General features: G+C 74.8%; 14 protein-coding genes, 1 rRNA gene and 1 pseudogene. 12 read left to right on the top strand and 4 right to left on the bottom strand.

Going from position 1 to position 17054, the window contains the following annotated elements; all coding sequences use genetic code 11:
- The 3 genes and pseudogenes from rrf to ACIP37_RS28420 form a co-directional block, all read left to right on the top strand.
- Positions 1-87, top strand: a 5S ribosomal RNA gene (gene rrf, locus ACIP37_RS28410); the annotation flags it as partial.
- 207 nt (positions 88-294) lie between these two features.
- Positions 295-1011 (top strand): annotated as a pseudogene (locus tag ACIP37_RS28415) (RNA helicase); the annotation flags it as partial.
- A 39-nt stretch (positions 1012-1050) separates the two neighbouring features.
- Positions 1051-1962: a hypothetical protein gene (locus ACIP37_RS28420; protein WP_363633575.1), complete on the top strand. Its 912-nt coding sequence runs from the start codon at positions 1051-1053 to the stop codon at positions 1960-1962.
- An 89-nt stretch (positions 1963-2051) separates the two neighbouring features.
- On the opposite strand, the gene ACIP37_RS28425 is transcribed toward ACIP37_RS28420, so the two are convergent.
- A complete protein-coding gene (locus ACIP37_RS28425) occupies positions 2052-3422 on the bottom strand; it encodes a DUF1015 family protein (RefSeq protein WP_400812505.1) in 1371 nt (456 codons plus the stop codon).
- A 92-nt stretch (positions 3423-3514) separates the two neighbouring features.
- On the opposite strand from ACIP37_RS28425, the gene ACIP37_RS28430 reads away from it, so the two are divergent.
- Positions 3515-4114, top strand: coding sequence for a tetratricopeptide repeat protein (locus ACIP37_RS28430; protein ID WP_363589375.1), 600 nt, complete (start codon positions 3515-3517; stop codon positions 4112-4114).
- Between the two features lie 101 nt (positions 4115-4215).
- On the top strand, positions 4216-5253 hold the full coding sequence (locus ACIP37_RS28435) for an HAD-IIA family hydrolase (protein ID WP_363589373.1): 1038 nt from the start codon (positions 4216-4218) through the stop codon (positions 5251-5253).
- Between the two features lie 95 nt (positions 5254-5348).
- Here the strand turns inward: ACIP37_RS28435 and ACIP37_RS28440 are convergent, their stop codons facing one another.
- A complete protein-coding gene (locus ACIP37_RS28440) occupies positions 5349-5696 on the bottom strand; it encodes an SCP2 sterol-binding domain-containing protein (RefSeq protein WP_363589371.1) in 348 nt (115 codons plus the stop codon).
- Positions 5697-5873: 177 nt separating this feature from the next.
- Here ACIP37_RS28440 and ACIP37_RS28445 point away from each other — a divergent pair, with 177 nt between their 5' ends.
- From ACIP37_RS28445 to ACIP37_RS28460, 4 genes are all read left to right on the top strand, one after another.
- Positions 5874-6767, top strand: coding sequence for a histone H1-like repetitive region-containing protein (locus tag ACIP37_RS28445; RefSeq protein ID WP_400812508.1), 894 nt, complete (start codon positions 5874-5876; stop codon positions 6765-6767).
- Positions 6751-6939, top strand: a complete 189-nt coding sequence (locus ACIP37_RS28450; protein WP_363589367.1) for a hypothetical protein — start codon at positions 6751-6753, stop codon at positions 6937-6939. Before ACIP37_RS28445 ends, ACIP37_RS28450 begins: the two co-directional genes overlap by 17 nt.
- Complete coding sequence (locus ACIP37_RS28455; RefSeq protein ID WP_363589365.1) at positions 6936-7793, top strand: TlyA family RNA methyltransferase; 858 nt, start codon at positions 6936-6938, stop codon at positions 7791-7793. The genes ACIP37_RS28450 and ACIP37_RS28455 overlap by 4 nt, the downstream gene beginning before the upstream one ends.
- Positions 7794-7886: 93 nt before the next feature.
- Positions 7887-8795 carry an NAD kinase gene (locus ACIP37_RS28460; RefSeq protein WP_063349647.1) on the top strand — a complete coding sequence of 303 codons (909 nt, stop codon included), beginning with the start codon at positions 7887-7889 and terminating at the stop codon, positions 8793-8795.
- Between the two features lie 19 nt (positions 8796-8814).
- Here the strand turns inward: ACIP37_RS28460 and ACIP37_RS28465 are convergent, their stop codons facing one another.
- Positions 8815-10314 (bottom strand): PLP-dependent aminotransferase family protein, encoded by a 1500-nt coding sequence (locus ACIP37_RS28465; protein ID WP_363589363.1) that lies wholly within the window; start codon positions 10312-10314, stop codon positions 8815-8817.
- Between the two features lie 132 nt (positions 10315-10446).
- Between ACIP37_RS28465 and ACIP37_RS28470 the strand changes: the two genes are divergently transcribed.
- The 3 genes from ACIP37_RS28470 to ACIP37_RS28480 all read left to right on the top strand — a co-directional run bounded on the left by ACIP37_RS28470 (position 10447) and on the right by ACIP37_RS28480 (position 14414).
- Complete coding sequence (locus ACIP37_RS28470; protein ID WP_400812510.1) at positions 10447-11142, top strand: YitT family protein; 696 nt, start codon at positions 10447-10449, stop codon at positions 11140-11142.
- An 88-nt stretch (positions 11143-11230) separates the two neighbouring features.
- Complete coding sequence (recN, locus tag ACIP37_RS28475) at positions 11231-12964, top strand: DNA repair protein RecN (RefSeq protein ID WP_400812513.1); 1734 nt, start codon at positions 11231-11233, stop codon at positions 12962-12964.
- Between the two features lie 271 nt (positions 12965-13235).
- On the top strand, positions 13236-14414 hold the full coding sequence (locus ACIP37_RS28480; protein ID WP_363589361.1) for a glycosyltransferase family 4 protein: 1179 nt from the start codon (positions 13236-13238) through the stop codon (positions 14412-14414).
- A gap of 27 nt (positions 14415-14441) precedes the next feature.
- Here the strand turns inward: ACIP37_RS28480 and ACIP37_RS28485 are convergent, their stop codons facing one another.
- The gene (locus ACIP37_RS28485) at positions 14442-16448 is read right to left on the bottom strand and encodes a glycoside hydrolase family 15 protein (RefSeq protein WP_400844681.1); all 2007 of its coding nucleotides are present in this window, start codon (positions 16446-16448) and stop codon (positions 14442-14444) included.
- Positions 16449-17054: the final 606 nt, after the last annotated feature.

Here is a 17054-nt window from a genome sequence, read left to right on the forward strand (position 1 = left end):
GGTTACATTCCGAACCCGGAAGCTAAGCCTTACAGCGCCGATGGTACTGCAGGGGGGACCCTGTGGGAGAGTAGGACGCCGCCGAACAATTATTCAAGGCCGCGGCCCCAGCGACTCGCTGGGGCCGCGGCCTTTTTGTGTTTTGCGAACGAGTAGTACCCCGGCAGGCCGGGACCTTCGCCCAGGCGGAGTGTTCCGGGATGTCGGACAATGGAGATGGTGCGCGGCCAGGAGGCCGGCGCCGAAACCGCGTGACGGCAGCGGAGTTGCTCAGTCCGCGGTGGAGCTGAAGCAGCAGAAGGAGTCACCACGATGTCGAACCAGCCCCAGGACCGTCCCGAGCGTCGATCGGACGACGGCCGAGGCTACGAGCCCCGGTCCCGTGGGGGCTGGTCGAACGACCGTGGCGGCGCCCGTCGGGACGACCGTCAGGGCGGCGGCGGCTTCCGCCGTGACGACCGCCCCTCGGGTGGTGGTTTCAACCGTGACGACCGTCCGCGTCGTGACGACCGTCCGTCCGGTGGCGGCTTCAACCGTGACCGTGGCGACCGCCCGTCGGGTGGTTTCAACCGCGATGACCGTGGTGGCGACCGTGGCGGCTTCCGTCGCGACGACCGCCCCTCCGGTGGCGGCTTCAACCGCGACCGTGGCGACCGCTCGTCCGGTGGTGGCGGTTTCCGTCGCGATGACCGTCCGGGCGGTTTCAACCGTGACCGTGACGACCGTCCGCGTCGTGACGACCGCCCGTCCGGTGGCGGCTTCAACCGTGACCGTGACGACCGCGGTGGCTTCCGTCGTGACGACCGCCCCTCCGGCGGTGGCTTCAACCGTGACCGTGGGGACCGCCCGTCGGGTGGTTTCAACCGCGATGACCGTGGTGGCGACCGTGGCGGCTTCCGTCGTGACGACCGCCCGTCCGGTGGCGGTTTCAACCGCGACCGCGGCGACCGTCGGGACGACCGCGGCGGCTACCGCGGCAACCGCGACGACCGCCGTGACGACCGGGGCGGCTACGACGACCGTCGTGGCAACTACGAGCCCGTCAAGCGCCTGCCGATCCCGGAGGACGTCACCGGCTTCGAGCTGGACGGGGACGTGCGCCAGGAGCTCAAGAGCCTTCCCAAGACGCTCGCGGACGATGTCGCCCGCAACCTGGTGATGGTGGCCCGCCTGCTCGACACCGAGCCGGAGGAGGCCTACCAGTTCTCCCGCGTCGCGCTCCGTCTGGCCTCCCGCGTGGCCGCCGTCCGTGAGGCGGCCGGTTTCGCCTCGTACATGACGCAGCGGTACTCCGAGGCGCTGACCGAGTTCCGTGCCGCCCGTCGGATGACCGGCCGCGCGGACCTGTGGCCCGTGATGGCCGACTGCGAGCGCGGTCTGGGCCGTCCGGAGCGGGCACTGGCGATGGCCGGTGAGCCCGAGGTGAAGCAGCTGGACAAGGCCGGCCAGGTCGAGATGCGCCTGGTGTCCGCCGGCGCCCGCTCCGACATGGAGCAGTTCGACGCGGCCGTGGTGACCCTGCAGAGCCCGGAGCTGGCCTCCAGCGCCGTGCACCCGTGGACCGCGCGTCTTCGGTACGCCTACGGCGAGGCGCTGATCGCGGCCGGCCGTGGCGACGAGGCCCGTGACTGGTTCGCGAAGGCGGCCGAGGCCGACACCGACGGCACGACCAACGCGGCGGAGCGCCTGGCCGAGATCGACGGCGTGGAGTTCGTGGACGCGCTCGACCCGGAGATGGCCGAGGAGGAGTCCGAGCAGGCCGACGCCCCGGCGAAGAAGCGCGGCGGCGAGGCCTCCGACGACCGCGTCATCTTCGAGGACGAGGAGGACGTCGAGGAGTACTACGACGAGGACGACCTCGAGATCGACGAGGAGTTCGACGGCGTGGTGCCCGCGCGCGCCACCGAGGCCAAGGACGAGGCGAAGGCTGACGCCGAGGCCAAGGGCGACGCCCGCAGCTGAGCGGCTCCGACCGACGAGTGAGGCCCTGCCCGCTTCCCCTGGAATTCCAGGGGAAGCAGGCAGGGCCTCTTCGCGTTTCGGCGGGGAACCTAGCCCAGTTCGAGGTTGCGCAGCACCAGTCCGGTGGCCGGCTTCGGCCCGAAGGAGGTGGACTTGCGCGGCATGGTGACGCCCTGTTCGGCGAGCCTGCGGACCACGCTCTCCCGGACCGGGTGCAGCAGGACGGCGGTGCCGCCGGTGCGCGCGGCCTCCTGCTCGGCGGCTGCGGCGGTGTGCAGGTAGCCGATGTCGTCCGGGCCGTCGGGGACGTGCCAGGTGCGGTCGAGCAGGGTGGCGTGCAGGACCGTGGCGTCCAGGTGGCGCCACTCCTCGGGCCGGTCGTGCGGCACGGTGGCGTCGAGCAGTGCCTCCTCGGGCTCGCCGAGCAGCCAGTACACGCCGTCCCCGCCGGTCAGTATGAAGCCGTTGCCGCCGTGCCGTTTCTGTTCGGCGAGCGCCTGGAGGGCGGCGGTCAGCGGGCCGGGGACCTCCTTGACCTTCCACTGGTCGCCGAGCCTCTCCAGTGCCTCGGCCACGGGCAGCCGGTACAGCACCCGGTGGATGGCCCGGACTCGCAGCGGGTAGCGGGCGGTGTCCACCAGGAGCACCAGGCCGCGGTCCCACGGGCTGCGCGGCAGGTGGCGGTGCTCGCGCTGGAGGCGGAGGTACATCTCCCAGCGGTGGTGGCCGTCGGCGATCAGGGCCCGGCAGGTGGCGAGGTCGCGGCTGATCTCGGCGATCTCGGCGGGGTCGGCGACGGCCCAGAGGCGGTGGTGGGTGCCGTCGCTGGTGGCCGTGGAGAGCAGCGGCTCGCCCTGGACGGTCCGTTCGATGACGCCGGAGGCGCCGCCGCCGCCGCGGTAGGTGAGCAGCAGCGGTTCGAGGTTGGCCCGGGTGGTGCGCATCAGGCCGACCCGGTCGGCGACCGGCCGCGGCATCACGTCCTCGTGGGGGAGGACCACGCCGGCCTCGCGACCGCTCACCGCGAGGGCCCCGATCAGCCCGCGCTGGAGCAGTTCGGGGGAGTCGCCGGTGGCGGGCACGCGCTGCTCGTAGACGTAGAGCGCGGGCGCCGCGTCGGCGGCGAGGATCCCCTCGCGCTGCCAGGCGGCCAGGAGCCGGGCGGCGTGCCGGTACTTGGTGTCGCGGTCGGGCCGATCGCCGGCGTCCTCGGGCTCGGGCCTGGGCAGGATCAGCCGGACCACGTTGTGCGGGTCGGCGGTCTCCAGGTCGAGCCGGCGGCCGGGGTCGACGACGTCGTACGGCGGTGACATGACCGCGGCCAGGGCACCGACCCGATCGGGGACGTAGCGCAGGCCTCGGAAGGGTGACAGGGACAGGCCTGCGGTGGCGACGTGCCCGGGATTGCCGGGGCCGCCCTCGGGAGTCTCGACTCCGTCTTCTGCACTGGGTGTGCTCATTCTGGGCATCGTAACCGGGTACGCGTTGTTGAGAGATCGGAATACCCGTGCTGACCTGTGGGACGGGTGTGCGACCGAGGGCGAGGTACCGCATGGACGACGGGCAGGAACGGCTGGACGGCAGCGGCCCGGCCGAGCAGGGCGGGCCGGCCGGCGTCGGCGGCGGGGGCGCTCCGGCGCACGGCGGCGTGCCGGCGCAGGGGCGTTCCGGCGAGCCGACCGGGGACGTGTACGACTGGTTCCGGCGCGGCGGCAGGCTGCTGGCCCAGGGCAACCCGGCGGCCGCCGAGCAGCTGCTGGTCCGGGCGGCGGCGGCCGAGCCGCAGTCGCGCAGCATCCGGGAGACGCTGGCGCGGGCCCAGTTCGACACCGGTTCGTACGCGGCGGCGCTGGAGAACTTCCGGGCCGTCGCGCTGGCCGATCCGTCGGACGACTACGCTCAGTTCGGGTGGGGCGTCGCGGCGGCCCGGCTGGGCGACTTCGAGACGTCCGCCGAGCACCTGGCGCTGGCCGTGGCCATGCGGCCGGGCACCGAGCACTACCAGGCGGCGCTGCGGCAGACCAGGGCGACCCTGGCGGCCCGCGCCGGGGCGTTCGGCCCGCTGCTGCCCGGGGCACCCGGGTACCTGGCGCCCCCGCCGGGCCCGGACGGGGCGCCGACGGGCGACGCCGGTGCGGACGACGAGGTCTGACCGGCTCGGGGCCCACCCGCTCAAGGGCCCACCGGCTCAAGGGCCACCCGCTCGGGGGCACCCGAGGAAGCGAACGACGCAGTGAATGAGGTAGCGCAGCCATGACCGAGACGGCCACCACCGTGCGACGGACCGCCCCCGGCGGCAGCGAGCAGCCGCTGACCGAGGCGTACGACACGGCGCTGCTGGACCTGGACGGCGTGGTCTACGCGGGCCCGCACGCGATCGAGCACGCCGTGGACGCGCTGGCCGCCGCCCGGACGGCCGGGATGCGGCTCGCGTACGTGACCAACAACGCCTCCCGCCCGCCGCGGGTGGTGGCCGAGCACCTGACCGGGCTGGGCGTGCCGGCCGAGCCGGCCGACGTGATCAACTCGGCGCAGGCGGCCGCCCGGGTGGTCGCCGAGAAGGTGCCGGCCGGGGCGAAGGTGCTGGTCGTGGGTGGCCCGGGGCTGGAGGAGGCTCTGGCCGAGCGCGGGCTGGTCGCCGTCCGCTCGCTGGCCGAGGAGCCGCTCGCGGTGGTCCAGGGCTACGACCCGTCGGTCGGCTGGGCGCAGCTGGCGGAGGCCGCGTACGCGGTGCAGCAGGGGCTGCCGTGGGTGGCCTCCAACACCGACCTGACCATCCCGACCGCGCGCGGCATCGCGCCCGGCAACGGGACGCTGGTGGCGGCGGTGCGGGCGGCCGCCGGGGTGGACCCGGTGGTGGCGGGCAAGCCGCAGCCGCCGATGCACCGGGAGACCGTGCTGCGGACCGGTGCGCGGCGGCCACTGGTGGTCGGCGACCGGCTGGACACCGACATCGAGGGCGCGTTCAACGGCGGGGTGGACAGCCTGCTGGTCTTCACCGGGGTGACCACCCCGGCGCAGCTGCTGGCGGCCCCGGCCGAGCACCGGCCGACCTACCTGTCGGCGGACCTGCGCGGGCTGCTGGAGCCGCACCCGGCGGTCACGACCGGGGCGGACGGCTTCGGTTGCGGCGGCTGGGTCGCGTCGGCCGCCGGCGGCGTGCTGCGGCTGGACGGCGGCGGGGACCGCTGGGACGGTCTGCGGGCGCTGTGCGCGGCGGCGTGGACGGCGCTGGACGCGGACGGCGCACCGGCCGACGGGCGCAAGGCCCTGGCCGAGCTGGGGTTCTGAGCCGCCGCGCGGCGCTCAACGCGAGGGCGGTCGGGCCCGGAGCACTCGGGTCCGGAGCGCTCGGGTCCAAGAGGGGAGGACCACGGCGGCCGGGTTCAGAGCAGGGTGCGCAGCCGCAGCAGATCGCGGAAGCTCGCCTCCAGCCGGATCCGGCCGCCCGCCCAGGCGGACGCGAAGTTGAGCCCGCCGAAGACCACGGCGACCAGGTCGTCGCTGCTCATGGTGAGCCGGATCGCCGCCTTCTCGGCCGGGGCGCCGGGGGCCGAGGCGAGGTCGTGGATCCGGCCGTCGCGCAGTTGGCCGGTGAAGGTCAGGTCGAGGTCGGTGATCCGGCAGCTGAGCGAGCGGTCGAGAGCGGCCGCCCTGCGGACGTCACCGGTGGACTTCGCCATGTTCCGGCTGAGCTGTTCCAGCGCCTCGCGGCACTCCTCGGCGTTGGCCATGGCGGTGGTTCCCCTCCCTGGGTTCCCCGGTGGTTGCGGCAGGTGACGGCGATGGTCCCTGCCGGGCCACGGTACCGCAGGCGGGTTTTGGCGGTAGCGTCGTCCGTGGGGTGCCCGGATCGGCCCGGGCACCGACGGCGACGGAGCGATGCGCGCAGGCGCTAAGGAGGCACCCGGATGCTGCCGAGGACGGTGCGGGGAGTGGTGGAGGTCGCCGCCGGGCTGGCGGAGGAGGTCGGCAAGCGGGTCGTCGGGACGGCGGCCGTGATCCTGGAGCGGACCGGGGTCGACGTCACCGAGGTCGAGCGCCGGCTCGGCGGGCAGTTCCCGCCGTCGGCGAAGACGCTGCAGACGCTGGCGGAGGAGGCGGTCACCGCCGGGCGGGCCGGGGTGGACCTGGCCGTCGGGGTGGCGCGCGGCGAGGTGGAGAAGGCCTTCGAGAAGGTCGGCGACCAGGTGATGAAGGTCGGCGTGGTGCTCGCCTATCTGGAGAGCAAGCTGCGCGAGGTCGAGGAGGAGGCCGAGCCCGCGGTGCGGTCGGCCGGGTTCGACGAGGCGGCGGAGCCGGCGCCGGCGCCCCGGGCGGACGACCTGTTCGGGCGCGGCTGGGAGCGGGCGGACGAGCAGCCGGCGGCCCCGGCGGCGGGGGAGCCGGTAGTGGCCGAACGGGTGGAGGTGGACGAGCCGGTCGAGGTCGACCCGCCCGTCCCGCCGGTACGGCCGTCGCTACCGGGGAAGGCCGCCGCGAAGCGGACCCCGGCGAAGAAGCCCACGGCAGCGGAGCCGGCCCCGGCGGAGCAGACCTCGGCGGAGAAGGCCCCGGCGGCGGGCCGGGCCGGGGTGAAGAAGTCCCCGGCGAAGAAGGCGGCGGCCAAGAAGCCGGCGGCCAAGAAGACGACCGCCAGGAAGACGACCGTGCGCAAGACGGCCGTCAAGAAGACCGCCACCGCGCAGCAGACCGCCGCCGAGCCGCCCGCGCAGCCCAAGGCGCCCGCGAAGCGTACGGCGACGAAGAAGACCACCGTCCGCAAGGCCACCAGCACGAAGAAGCCCGATGACCGGACCAGCTGAAGCCGTCGAACCGCTCGGCGTGGAACCGACCCCGACCGGCCACCCCGTCGTGGACGCCGGGCTGGCCCGGCTGGAGGCCCTGGACGGGGTCCCGGCCGAGGCACACGTCGAGGTGTACGAAGATGTTCACCAGCGGCTGGCCGACACGCTGGCCGCGCTCGACCAGGAATGACCCTGGAACGACCCGCAGGACCCGTAGGAGCTGAAACACCAGTGGCAGTGGCACGACGCCGACTCGACGCGGAGCTGGTCCGCCGCAAGCTGGCCCGGTCGCGTGAGCACGCGTCCGAGCTGATCGCGGCCGGCCGGGTGACCGTCGGAGGCACCACCGCGACCAAGCCGGCCACCCAGGTGGAGACCTCGGCCGCGGTCGTGGTGGCCGAGGACGACAACGACCCCGACTACGTCTCGCGCGGCGGGCACAAGCTGGCCGGGGCGTTCGCCGCCTTCGTCCCGCAGGGCCTGGTGGTCGAGGGCCGCCGGGCGCTGGACGCGGGCGCCTCCACCGGCGGCTTCACCGACGTCCTGCTGCGGGCCGGCGCGGCCGGCGTGCTGGCGGTGGACGTCGGCTACGGGCAGCTCGCGTGGTCGCTGCAGAGCGACGAGCGGGTGACGGTGATGGACCGCACCAACGTCCGGGAGCTGACCCTGGGGCTGATCGGCGGCACCCCGGTCGACCTGGTGGTCGGCGACCTGTCGTTCATCTCGCTGGGCCTGGTGCTGCCCGCGCTGGCCGCCTGCGCGGCCGGGGACGCGGACCTGGTGCTGATGGTCAAGCCGCAGTTCGAGATCGGCAAGGAGCGCCTGGGCAGCGGCGGGGTGGTGCGCAGCCCCCAGCTGCGCGCCGAGATGGTGCGCCAGGTCGCCGGGCAGGCGTGGGAGCTCGGGCTGGGCGTGCGCGCCGTCACCGCGAGCCCGCTGCCGGGCCCGTCCGGGAACGTGGAGTACTTCCTGTGGCTGCGCCGGGACGCCCCGCAGCTGGATCCCGCCGAGGCGGACCGGGCCGTCGCGGAGGGGCCCCGATAGGGTGCTGTGGGGGCGTCCGGTCCGTCATGCTGTGTGACGCGGCCGTACCGGGGCCGAAGGCGACCCGGCAGGCGTGAGGGAGAGGGCAGCGGCATGAGCGATGAAGAACGTACGGTCTTCCTGATCGCGCACACCGGCCGGGCGGCGGCGCTGCGCAGCGTCGAGGCCTTGGTGCACGGGCTGCTGAAGGCGGGCATCCGGATCAGACTGCTCGCCTCCGAGGCGCTGGACCTGGACCTGCCGGACGGGGTCGAGAAGGTGGCCGGGGGGCCGGGCGCGGCGGACGGCTGCGAGCTGATCCTGGTCGCCGGCGGGGACGGGACGCTGCTGCGCGGGGCGGAGCTGGCCCGCGAGCACGGGCTGCCGATGCTCGGGATCAACCTGGGCCGGGTCGGGTTCCTCGCCGAGGCCGAGCGGGACGATCTGGCCGTGGTGGTCGAGCGGGTGGTCGACGCCGACTACGAGGTCGAGGAGCGGATGACGATCGACGTCATCGTCCGCACCAACGGCGATGTGGTGCACCAGGACTGGGCGTTGAACGAGGCGTCGATAGAGAAGGCGTCCCGGGAGCGGATGCTGGAGGTGGTGACCGAGGTGGACGGCCGCCCGGTCTCCAACTTCGGCTGCGACGGCGTGGTGTGCGCGACGCCGACCGGTTCCACCGCGTACGCGTTCTCCGGCGGCGGGCCGGTGGTGTGGCCGGAGGTGGAGGCGCTGCTGATGGTGCCGATCTCCGCGCACGCGCTGTTCGCCCGCCCGCTGGTGACCTCGCCGGACTCGGTGCTGGCCGTCGAGGTGCAGCCCAAGACCCCGCACGGCGTGCTCTGGTGCGACGGGCGGCGCACGGTCGAACTGCCCGCCGGCGCACGGGTGGAGGTCCGCCGGGGGCAGACCCCGGTGCGCCTGGCCAGACTGCACCGGGCGCCGTTCACCGACCGGCTGGTGGCCAAGTTCGCGCTGCCGGTGACGGGTTGGCGCGGGCGGGCGAACACCCACTGCTGACCGCCCGTCGGTTCGCCGGTCAGATCGCCAGCGGCGGGGTGTCGCCGGGCGGCCCGTACCGGCCGCCCGCCGTCGCCCGGGCGGCGGTCTCGGCGAGCCGCTGCACGGCGGCGGGGACGGCCGGGGCCGGCACGGTGAGCGGGATCCGGATGTGGTGCTCGAACGCGCCGTCCGAGCCGAACCGGTTGCCCGAGGCGATCCGCACCCCGGCGCGTTCCCCGGCCCGGGCCAGCGCCGCGCCGGACAGCCCGCCGGTGGACACCCAGAGCGAGAGGCCGCCGGGCGGTGGCGTGAACGACCAGCCCGGCAGGTGCTCGGGCAGTGCGGCGGCGAAGGCGTGCGCGGTCGCCCGCAGCCGGTCCAGCTGGTGCGCCCGGACGGCGGGCAGCGGCTCGCCCAGCAGCTCGGCGGCGATCAGCTGTTCCAGGACCGGCGTGCCGACGTCGCTGTAGACCCGGTCGGCGGCCAGCCGGCGCACCAGCGCGGGCGCGGCCCGGACCCAGCCGATCCGCAGGCCGCCCCAGAGCAGCTTGCTGGCCGAGCCGACGGTGACCACCTGGGTGGACCGGTCCAGCGCCGCCATCGGGCGCGGCAGCGGGACGGACTCCGGTACGCCCCAGCCGAGTTCGGCGGTGGTCTCGTCGACCAGGACGATGCTGCCGGCGGCTCGGGCGGCGGCCAGCAGCTCGCGGCGCTGCTCCTCGCCGATCAGCGCACCGGTCGGATTGTGGAAGTCGGGGATCACGTAGGCGACCTTGGGCGCGGCCCCGCGCAGCACCCCGCGCCACTCGGCGAGGTCCCACTCGGGCTGGGGGCGGTAGCCGTACGGCACCGGCACCAGGCGGGCGCCGGTGATCCGGAGCGCCTGAAGGGTGTGGGCGTAGCTGGGCGCCTCGACGGCGACCCGGTCGCCGCGACCGATCAGCGCCCGCTGGACCAGGTGCAGCCCGCCCATCGCGCCGGTGGTGACGAGGATCTGGTCGGGGGTGGTGGGCAGGCCGCGCTGGGTGTAGCGGCGGGCGAGGGCCTCGCGCAGCACCGGGACGCCGGTGGGGTAGTGGCCGTGCCCGGCGGCGTAGCAGGGCAGCTGCTCGACGGCCCGGACGGTGGCCTCGCCGAGGAACGGTTGCGGGGCCGGCAGGGCGGCGACCCCGAGGTCCAGGGTGCGGCCCTGCTCGTCCGGGGGGACGGGGTGCAGCGCGTCGCTGGGCGGCGGGGCGCCCTCGGGCAGGGCGGTCCAGCTGCCGGCGCCTCGGCGGCTGAGCAGGTAGCCGTCGGCGCGCAGGGTCTCGTAGGCGGTGGCGACGGTGGTGCGGCTCAGCTCCAGGGCGCCGGCGAGTTCGCGTTCGGCGGGCAGCCGGGCGCCGACCGGCAGGCGGCCCTCGGTGACCAGCAGCCGGATCTGCCCGGCGAGGGTCCGGTAGGCGGGGCGGCGGGCGGTGGCCGGTTCGGGCAGCCGGGCGGCGGCGAGCAGCCGGGCGAGCGCGGGCGGGGTGATGGTGGTGTGCCAGTCGGCCAAGGCTGATCAGTCCACTTGCTCGAAATTGGCCCTGGAGCGGGCTCTATTGGCCTGACCATCATGGCAGTGCGGCCGTCGAGTCCGCCACCGCCGGGGCCGCCCGGGGTGCAGCACCACCCGCAGGAGCGCCCGATGGCCACCACGACCACGCCCACGACCACGTCCGAACCCGCCCCGGAGGCCGCCCGGCCCCCGCTCGCCGCCCGGGTGCTCGGCGACACCCACGCCCTGGGCCGCCGGATCCCGCAGCTCGCCGTCGGCCTCTACCTGTACGGCGCGAGCATGGCGCTGATGCTGCGCTCCGGCCTCGGCCTCGACCCGTGGGACGTCTTCCACCAGGGCCTGCAACGCGTCGCCGGCCTCTCGGTGGGCACCTGGGTGACCATCTGCGGCGCCCTGGTCCTGCTGCTGTGGATCCCGATCCGCCAGCGCCCGGGCGTCGGCACCGTCGCCAACGTGCTGGTGCTGGGCGCCTCGATGGACCTCACGCTGCGGATGGTCGACGGCCCGCACGGGCTGCCCGCCCGGATCGCGCTGATGGCCGCCGCGATCCTGCTCAACGGCCTGGCCACCGGCCTCTACATCGGTGCCCGCCTGGGCCCCGGCCCGCGCGACGGCCTGATGACCGGCCTGCACCGGCGCACCGGGCGTTCGCTGCGGCTGATCCGCACCGGCATCGAGGTGACGGTGCTGGTCGCCGGTGTCCTGCTGGGCGGCACCGCCGGGGTCGGCACGGTCGCGTACGCACTGGCGATCGGCCCGCTGGTGCAGATCTTCCTGCCGTGGTGCACGGTACCGGGACCCGGGCAAACGCCCCGGAAGGGGTGAACTTCCGGGCACGGAGTTGCCGCGCGGCGTTGCCGCTCGTCGCGCGCCGGGGGTGGAACCTCGTAAGGTCGTCTCCGTGTTGGACGAGATGCGGATACGGGATCTTGGGGTCATCGACGACGCGGTGGTCGAACTCGCCCCCGGCTTCACCGCCGTGACCGGTGAGACCGGCGCCGGAAAGACCATGGTCGTGACCAGCCTCGGCCTGCTGCTCGGCGGTCGCGCCGACCCGGGCCTGGTGCGCAACGGGACCGGACGCGCCGTCGTCGAGGGCCGGCTGGAGCTGCCCGCCGGCTCCCCGGCGGCGATCCGCGCGGCCGAGGCCGGGGCCGAACTGGACGAGGGCGCCCTGCTGATCAGCCGGACCGTCTCCGCCGAGGGCCGCTCCCGGGCGTACGTCGGCGGGCGGGCGGTCCCGGTCGGGCTGCTCACCGAACTCGGCGAGGAACTGATCGCCGTGCACGGCCAGACCGACCAGCAGCGGCTGCTGCGCCCGGCCCGCCAGCGCGGCGCGCTGGACCGGTACGCGGGCGAGGCGGTGGCCGAACCGCTGGCCCGCTACCGGGAGACCTACCGGAGCCTGCGCGAGGTCTCGGCCACCCTGGAGGAGCTGACCACCCGGGCCCGTGAACGCGCGCAGGAGGCCGATCTGCTGCGCTTCGGCCTGGACGAGATCGCCGCCGCCGAGCCGGTGGCCGGCGAGGACACGGAGCTGGCCGCCGAGGCCGAGCGGCTGGGCCACGCCGACGCGCTGTCCTCCGCCGCGACCCTCGCCCACGCCGCCCTGGCCGGGGACCCGGCCGACCCGGAGGCACTGGACGCGGGCACCCTGCTCGCGCAGTCCCGCCGCGCGCTGGACGCTGTGCGCCACCACGACGAGCGCCTCGCCGGCCTCGCCGACCGCCTCAACGAGGTCGGCTACCTGCTCGCCGACGTGGCCGGCGACCTGGCCGGCTACGCGGACGACCTGGACGCCGACCCCGTCCGGCTCGCCGCCGTCGAGGACCGCCGGGCCGTCCTGGCCCAGCTGCTGCGCAAGTACGGCGGCCCGGAGAACTCCCTCGCCGAGGTGCTCGCCTGGGCCGAGGCCGGCTCCGCCCGGCTCGCCGAACTCGACGGCGACGACGACCGGATCGACCGGCTCGGCGCCCAGGAGACCGCGCTGCGGGCCGAGTTGGCCGAGCTGGCGGCCGAGGTGTCGGGCGCCCGGCAGGCCGCGGCCGGGCGTTTCGCCGAGGCCGTCTCCGCCGAACTCGCCGAACTGGCGATGCCGCACGCCCGGGTGACCTTCTCGATCGCCCAGGTCGACGACCTGTCGGGGATCGAGGTCGACGGCCGCACCGTCGCCTACGGCCCGCACGGCGTGGACGAGGTCGAGGTGCTGCTCGCCCCGCACCCCGGCGCCCAGCCCCGCCCGATCGCCAAGGGCGCCTCGGGAGGTGAGCTGTCCCGCGTGATGCTCGCCGTCGAGGTGGTCTTCGCGGGCGCCGACCCCGTCCCCACCTACCTGTTCGACGAGGTGGACGCGGGCGTCGGCGGCAAGGCCGCGGTCGAGATCGGCCGCCGGCTGGCCAAACTGGCCGAATCCGCCCAGGTCGTGGTGGTCACCCACCTGCCGCAGGTCGCCGCCTTCGCGGACCGGCACCTGGTGGTGGAGAAGACCAACGACGGCACCGTGACCCGCAGCGGCGTCAAGGTGCTGAACGACGAGGAGCGGGTGCGCGAACTCTCCAGGATGCTGGCCGGACTGGAGGACTCCGAGCTCGGCCGGGCCCACGCCGAGGAACTGCTGGCCGCCGCCCGGGCCCCGCGCCACCGCTAGGGCGTGTCCGGCCGATCTTGCCGGACAGGGCCTGGGGCACTTCGCGTCGAGCGCCCGGCCGGACCTGCTGCGACAGGTCCTGGCCGGGGTGCCCGACCCGCCGACAGGGTCGGGTGGCCCTTGCGGACGGAAGGCGACGCGCCCCTGGTGGCGCCGACTGTCCAAGAGGGCCGCCGACCTGGCATGGTGGCGGCTGGACATTGGCTTTCCAGTCCCGAGCGCCGCCGACGGGCAACCCTCGCGAAGCGGCGCGCGAACCTGATCGAGTCGGATGCGAGAGAACGTGGACCATTCCGCCGCCCGGGCCGCCGCTGCCACCCCAGAACCGGGACAACTGCACGTGGTACTCGTCCTGGCCGCCAGCACCGGCGGCATCGGTGCCCACGTGCGCTCCCTGGCGCAGGGCCTCGTCGCGCACGGCGTGATCGTCACGGTGTGCGCCCCGGCCGGCACGGACGCGCTGTTCGGCTTCTCCCGCACCGGCGCCAGGTTCCACACCGTCGACATCACCCCCACCGCCGGCGCCCGCAGTGACGCCACCGCGATCGGTGAGCTGCGCCGGGCCTTCACCGGCGCCGACGTGGTGCACGCGCACGGGCTGCGCGCCGGACTGCTCGCCGACCTCGCCCTGCGCACGGCAGGCCGCTTCCCGGGCCTGCGCCCGGAGACCCCGCTGGTGGTCACCTCCCACCACGCGCTGCTGGCCACCGGCCTGGAACGCCGCCTGCAGCGGCTGATGGAGCGCCGGGTCGCGCGCGCCGCCGACCTCGTCCTCGGCGCCTCCTCCGACCTGGTCGCCCGGGCCCGCGAGCTGGGCGCCACCGACGCCCGGCTCGGCCCGGTGGCCGCCCCGCCGATGCCCGAGGGCCGGCTCGACCGGGCCGCGGCGCGCGCCGCGCTGCTCGGCGACGGCCCGGACCGGCCGCTGGTGCTGGCGGTCGGCCGGCTCGTCCCGCAGAAGGCCTTCGGGCTGCTGCTGGACGCCACCCGCGAGCTGTCCGTGCTGGACCCGGAGCCGCTGCTGCTGGTCGCCGGGGACGGCCCGGAGGCGGCCGGGCTGCGCGAGCGGGTCGCCGCCGAGAAGCTGCCGGTGCGGCTGCTCGGCTTTCGCACCGACGTGCCCGACCTGCTGGCGGCCGCCGACGTGGTGGTGGTCGCCAGTCGCTGGGAGGCCCGCTCGCTGGTGGTGCAGGAGTCGATGCGGGCCGGCGTGCCGGTGGTCGCCACCGCCGTCGGCGGGATCCCCGAGCTGGTCGGCGACGCGGCCGTGCTGGTGCCGGCCGGCGACCCGGTCGCGATCGGCCGGGCGGTGCGCGGGCTGCTGGCCGACCCGGCGGGCCGCGAGCGGCTGGTGGCGGCCGGCCGGCAGCAGGCCGAGACCTGGCCGGACGAGGCCGCCACCGTCGCCCAGGTGCTCAGCACCTACGACGAGCTGGTCCAGCGGCCCTAGGCCGCCGGACCACCGGCCGCCGGGCTGCTAGACCGTCGCCTGCTCGACCCGCTCGGCCGCCAGGCCGTCCGGCTGGGCGGACAGGTAGGCGCCGCCGCAGGCGGTCAGCCGCAGTGCGGTGTCGATCAGCGGGACGTGGCTGAAGGCCTGCGGGAAGTTGCCGACCTGGCGCTTGAGCCGCGGGTCCCACTCCTCGGCGAGCAGTCCGAGGTCGTTGCGCAGCGCGAGCAGCCGGTCGAACAGCTCGCGCGCCTCCTGCACCCGGCCGATCATGGCGAGGTCGTCGGCCAGCCAGAACGAGCAGGCCAGGAAGGCGCCCTCGTGGCCGGAGAGGCCGTCGACGTTGTTGCCGCTCTCGTCGTGGGTCGGGTAGCGCAGCACGAAGCCGTCCTCGGTGGACAGCTCGCGCTGGATCGCCTCGATGGTGCCGATGACGCGCTTGTCGTCCGGCGGCAGGAAGCCGACCTGGGGGATGAGCAGCAGCGAGGCGTCCAGCTCCTTGCCGCCGTAGTACTGGGTGAAGGTGTTGCGCTCCGGGTCGTAGCCCTTCTCGCAGACGTCCCGGTGGATGGTCTCGCGCAGCTCGCGCCAGCGCTCCAGGTGGCCGTCGGAGGGGGCGTCCTCGGGGGTCTGTTCCAGCAGCTTGATCGTCCGGTCGACGGCGACCCAGGCCATCACCTTGGAGTGGACGAAGTGCCGGCGCGGGCCGCGGACCTCCCAGATGCCCTCGTCCGGCTCCTGCCAGTGGTCCTCCAGGTACTCGATCAGGCGCAGCTGGAGGTGGTGGGCGTGGTCGTTGCGGACCAGGCCGGTCATGTGGGCCAGGTGCAGGGCCTCGACGACCTCGCCGTAGACGTCCAGCTGGAGCTGGCCGGCCGCGCCGTTGCCGACCCGGACGGGCTGTGAGCCCTCGTAGCCGGGCAGCCAGTCCAGCGAGGACTCGGTGAGCTCGCGCTCGCCGGCGATGCCGTACATGATCTGGAGGTTCTCCGGGTCGCCGGCGACGGCGCGCAGCAGCCACTCCCGCCAGGCCTTGGCCTCGTCGCGGTAGCCGGTGCGCAGCAGCGAGGAGAGGGTGATCGCGGCGTCGCGCAGCCAGGTGTAGCGGTAGTCCCAGTTGCGCTCACCGCCGATGTCCTCGGGCAGCGAGGTGGTGGGGGCGGCGACGATGCCGCCGGTGGGGGCGTAGGTGAGGCCCTTGAGGGTGATCAGGGAGCGGATCACGGCCTCGCGGTAGGGGCCCTGGTAGGTGCACTGGGCGGCCCACTCGTGCCAGAAGTCGGTGGTGGCGTCGAGCATCTCCTCGGCGTCCGGGGCCTTCGGCGCGTCCAGGTGGGAGGCCTGCCAGGTCAGCGCGAAGGCGATCCGCTCGCCTGCGGTGACGGTGAAGTCGGCGTAGGTGGTCAGGTCGCGGCCGTAGGTCTCGGACTCGCCGTCCAGCCACACCGAGTCGGGCCCGGCCACGGCGACGGTGCGGTGGCCGCCGCCGGCCTGCTCGACCCGGTGCACCCAGGGCACGATGCGCCCGTACGAGAAGCGCATCCGCACCGCCGAGCGCATCCGGACGGTGCCGGACACGCCCTCGACGATCCGGATCACCTGGGGGACGGCGTCGCGGCCGGCCAGCGGGCGCGGCGGCATGAAGTCGATCACCCGGACGGTGCCACCCTGGGTGTCCCACTCCTGTTCCAGGACCAGCGAGTCGCCCCGGTAACGGCGGCGGTCGGCGGGCACCGCGGGGGCGGCCGCGGTGGGCGGCGGGACCCTCAGATCGGCGGTGTCGGTGAAGCGGGGGAGGCCGAGGGCGGGGGCGGCCGGGGTGGGGGGTGCCGCGGGGGTGGGGACTTCGGTCGCGACGGCTTCGGCCGGACCGATCCGCCAGAAGCCGTGTTCATCGGTGCCGAGCAGGCCGGCGAACACGGCCGGAGAGTCGAAGCGGGGCAGGCAGAGCCAGTCCACCGCCCCGTCCCTGCTGACCAGGGCAGCGGTCTGCATGTCCCCGATGAGTGCGTAGTCCTCGATACGGCCGGCCACGTGGATCTCCAGTTCGCAATGTGGTCACGACGCATCGGCGATCTGGGGGAGCGAGCGGTCTGCGGGGCCGGAGCCCACCCCGGGACGTCCGGCTCGCCGAGGGGTGGTGGCGGGCCTTGCTGGAGTGTCCGCGCGGGGCTCGGTCGAGCCCCTGGGGTGGGAGGGGAGGAGCTGGAATACGGGGAGGTCCGGTCGCGCATCGGGGACCGGGAGTGTCCTGACCTCCCACGCCCTCCGCGTGCTCGTGCTGTCGGCGATGCGTCCGTGCAGCTTACGACGGACGAAAGGGGCGAAGCACGCGGGCGCAGCCTCGTGTGGCGCCACAATTCGGCGGAAATGCCGTGCATCGCGAGGACGCCGGGCAGGATGGTCCGGACGGATCAGTTCCGGCTGGTCCCAGTGGAGGGGCTGTCATGGCCCGAACGGAGTGCTCCGAAGTGGCCCGGTCCGGCCGGGGTGCGACCGGTGTGACTGCTGCGCCGGATGATGCGCCGGTGGTGCGCCCCGCGCACGCCCCCGGGGCGCCGCGAGCGGGCCGGAAGGCGTCCCGGTCGCGTCACTGATACCCTGGTATCCCGTGGACCGGTGGGATCAAACGCCCCGGAC

Origin of the sequence: Kitasatospora sp. NPDC088861 (assembly GCF_044750105.1) — a bacterium.
Lineage (GTDB): Bacteria > Actinomycetota > Actinomycetes > Streptomycetales > Streptomycetaceae > Kitasatospora.

Coding starts and splice junctions, on each gene's coding strand:
- ACIP37_RS28425 (WP_400812505.1), bottom strand. CDS start 3,422: ATGAGCACACCCAGTGCAGAAGACGGAGTCGAGACTCCCGAGGGCGGC.
- ACIP37_RS28430 (WP_363589375.1), top strand. CDS start 3,515: ATGGACGACGGGCAGGAACGGCTGGACGGCAGCGGCCCGGCCGAGCAG.
- ACIP37_RS28435 (WP_363589373.1), top strand. CDS start 4,216: ATGACCGAGACGGCCACCACCGTGCGACGGACCGCCCCCGGCGGCAGC.
- ACIP37_RS28440 (WP_363589371.1), bottom strand. CDS start 5,696: ATGGCCAACGCCGAGGAGTGCCGCGAGGCGCTGGAACAGCTCAGCCGG.
- ACIP37_RS28445 (WP_400812508.1), top strand. CDS start 5,874: ATGCTGCCGAGGACGGTGCGGGGAGTGGTGGAGGTCGCCGCCGGGCTG.
- ACIP37_RS28450 (WP_363589367.1), top strand. CDS start 6,751: ATGACCGGACCAGCTGAAGCCGTCGAACCGCTCGGCGTGGAACCGACC.
- ACIP37_RS28455 (WP_363589365.1), top strand. CDS start 6,936: ATGACCCTGGAACGACCCGCAGGACCCGTAGGAGCTGAAACACCAGTG.
- ACIP37_RS28460 (WP_063349647.1), top strand. CDS start 7,887: ATGAGCGATGAAGAACGTACGGTCTTCCTGATCGCGCACACCGGCCGG.
- ACIP37_RS28470 (WP_400812510.1), top strand. CDS start 10,447: ATGGCCACCACGACCACGCCCACGACCACGTCCGAACCCGCCCCGGAG.
- recN (WP_400812513.1), top strand. CDS start 11,231: ATGCGGATACGGGATCTTGGGGTCATCGACGACGCGGTGGTCGAACTC.
- ACIP37_RS28480 (WP_363589361.1), top strand. CDS start 13,236: ATGCGAGAGAACGTGGACCATTCCGCCGCCCGGGCCGCCGCTGCCACC.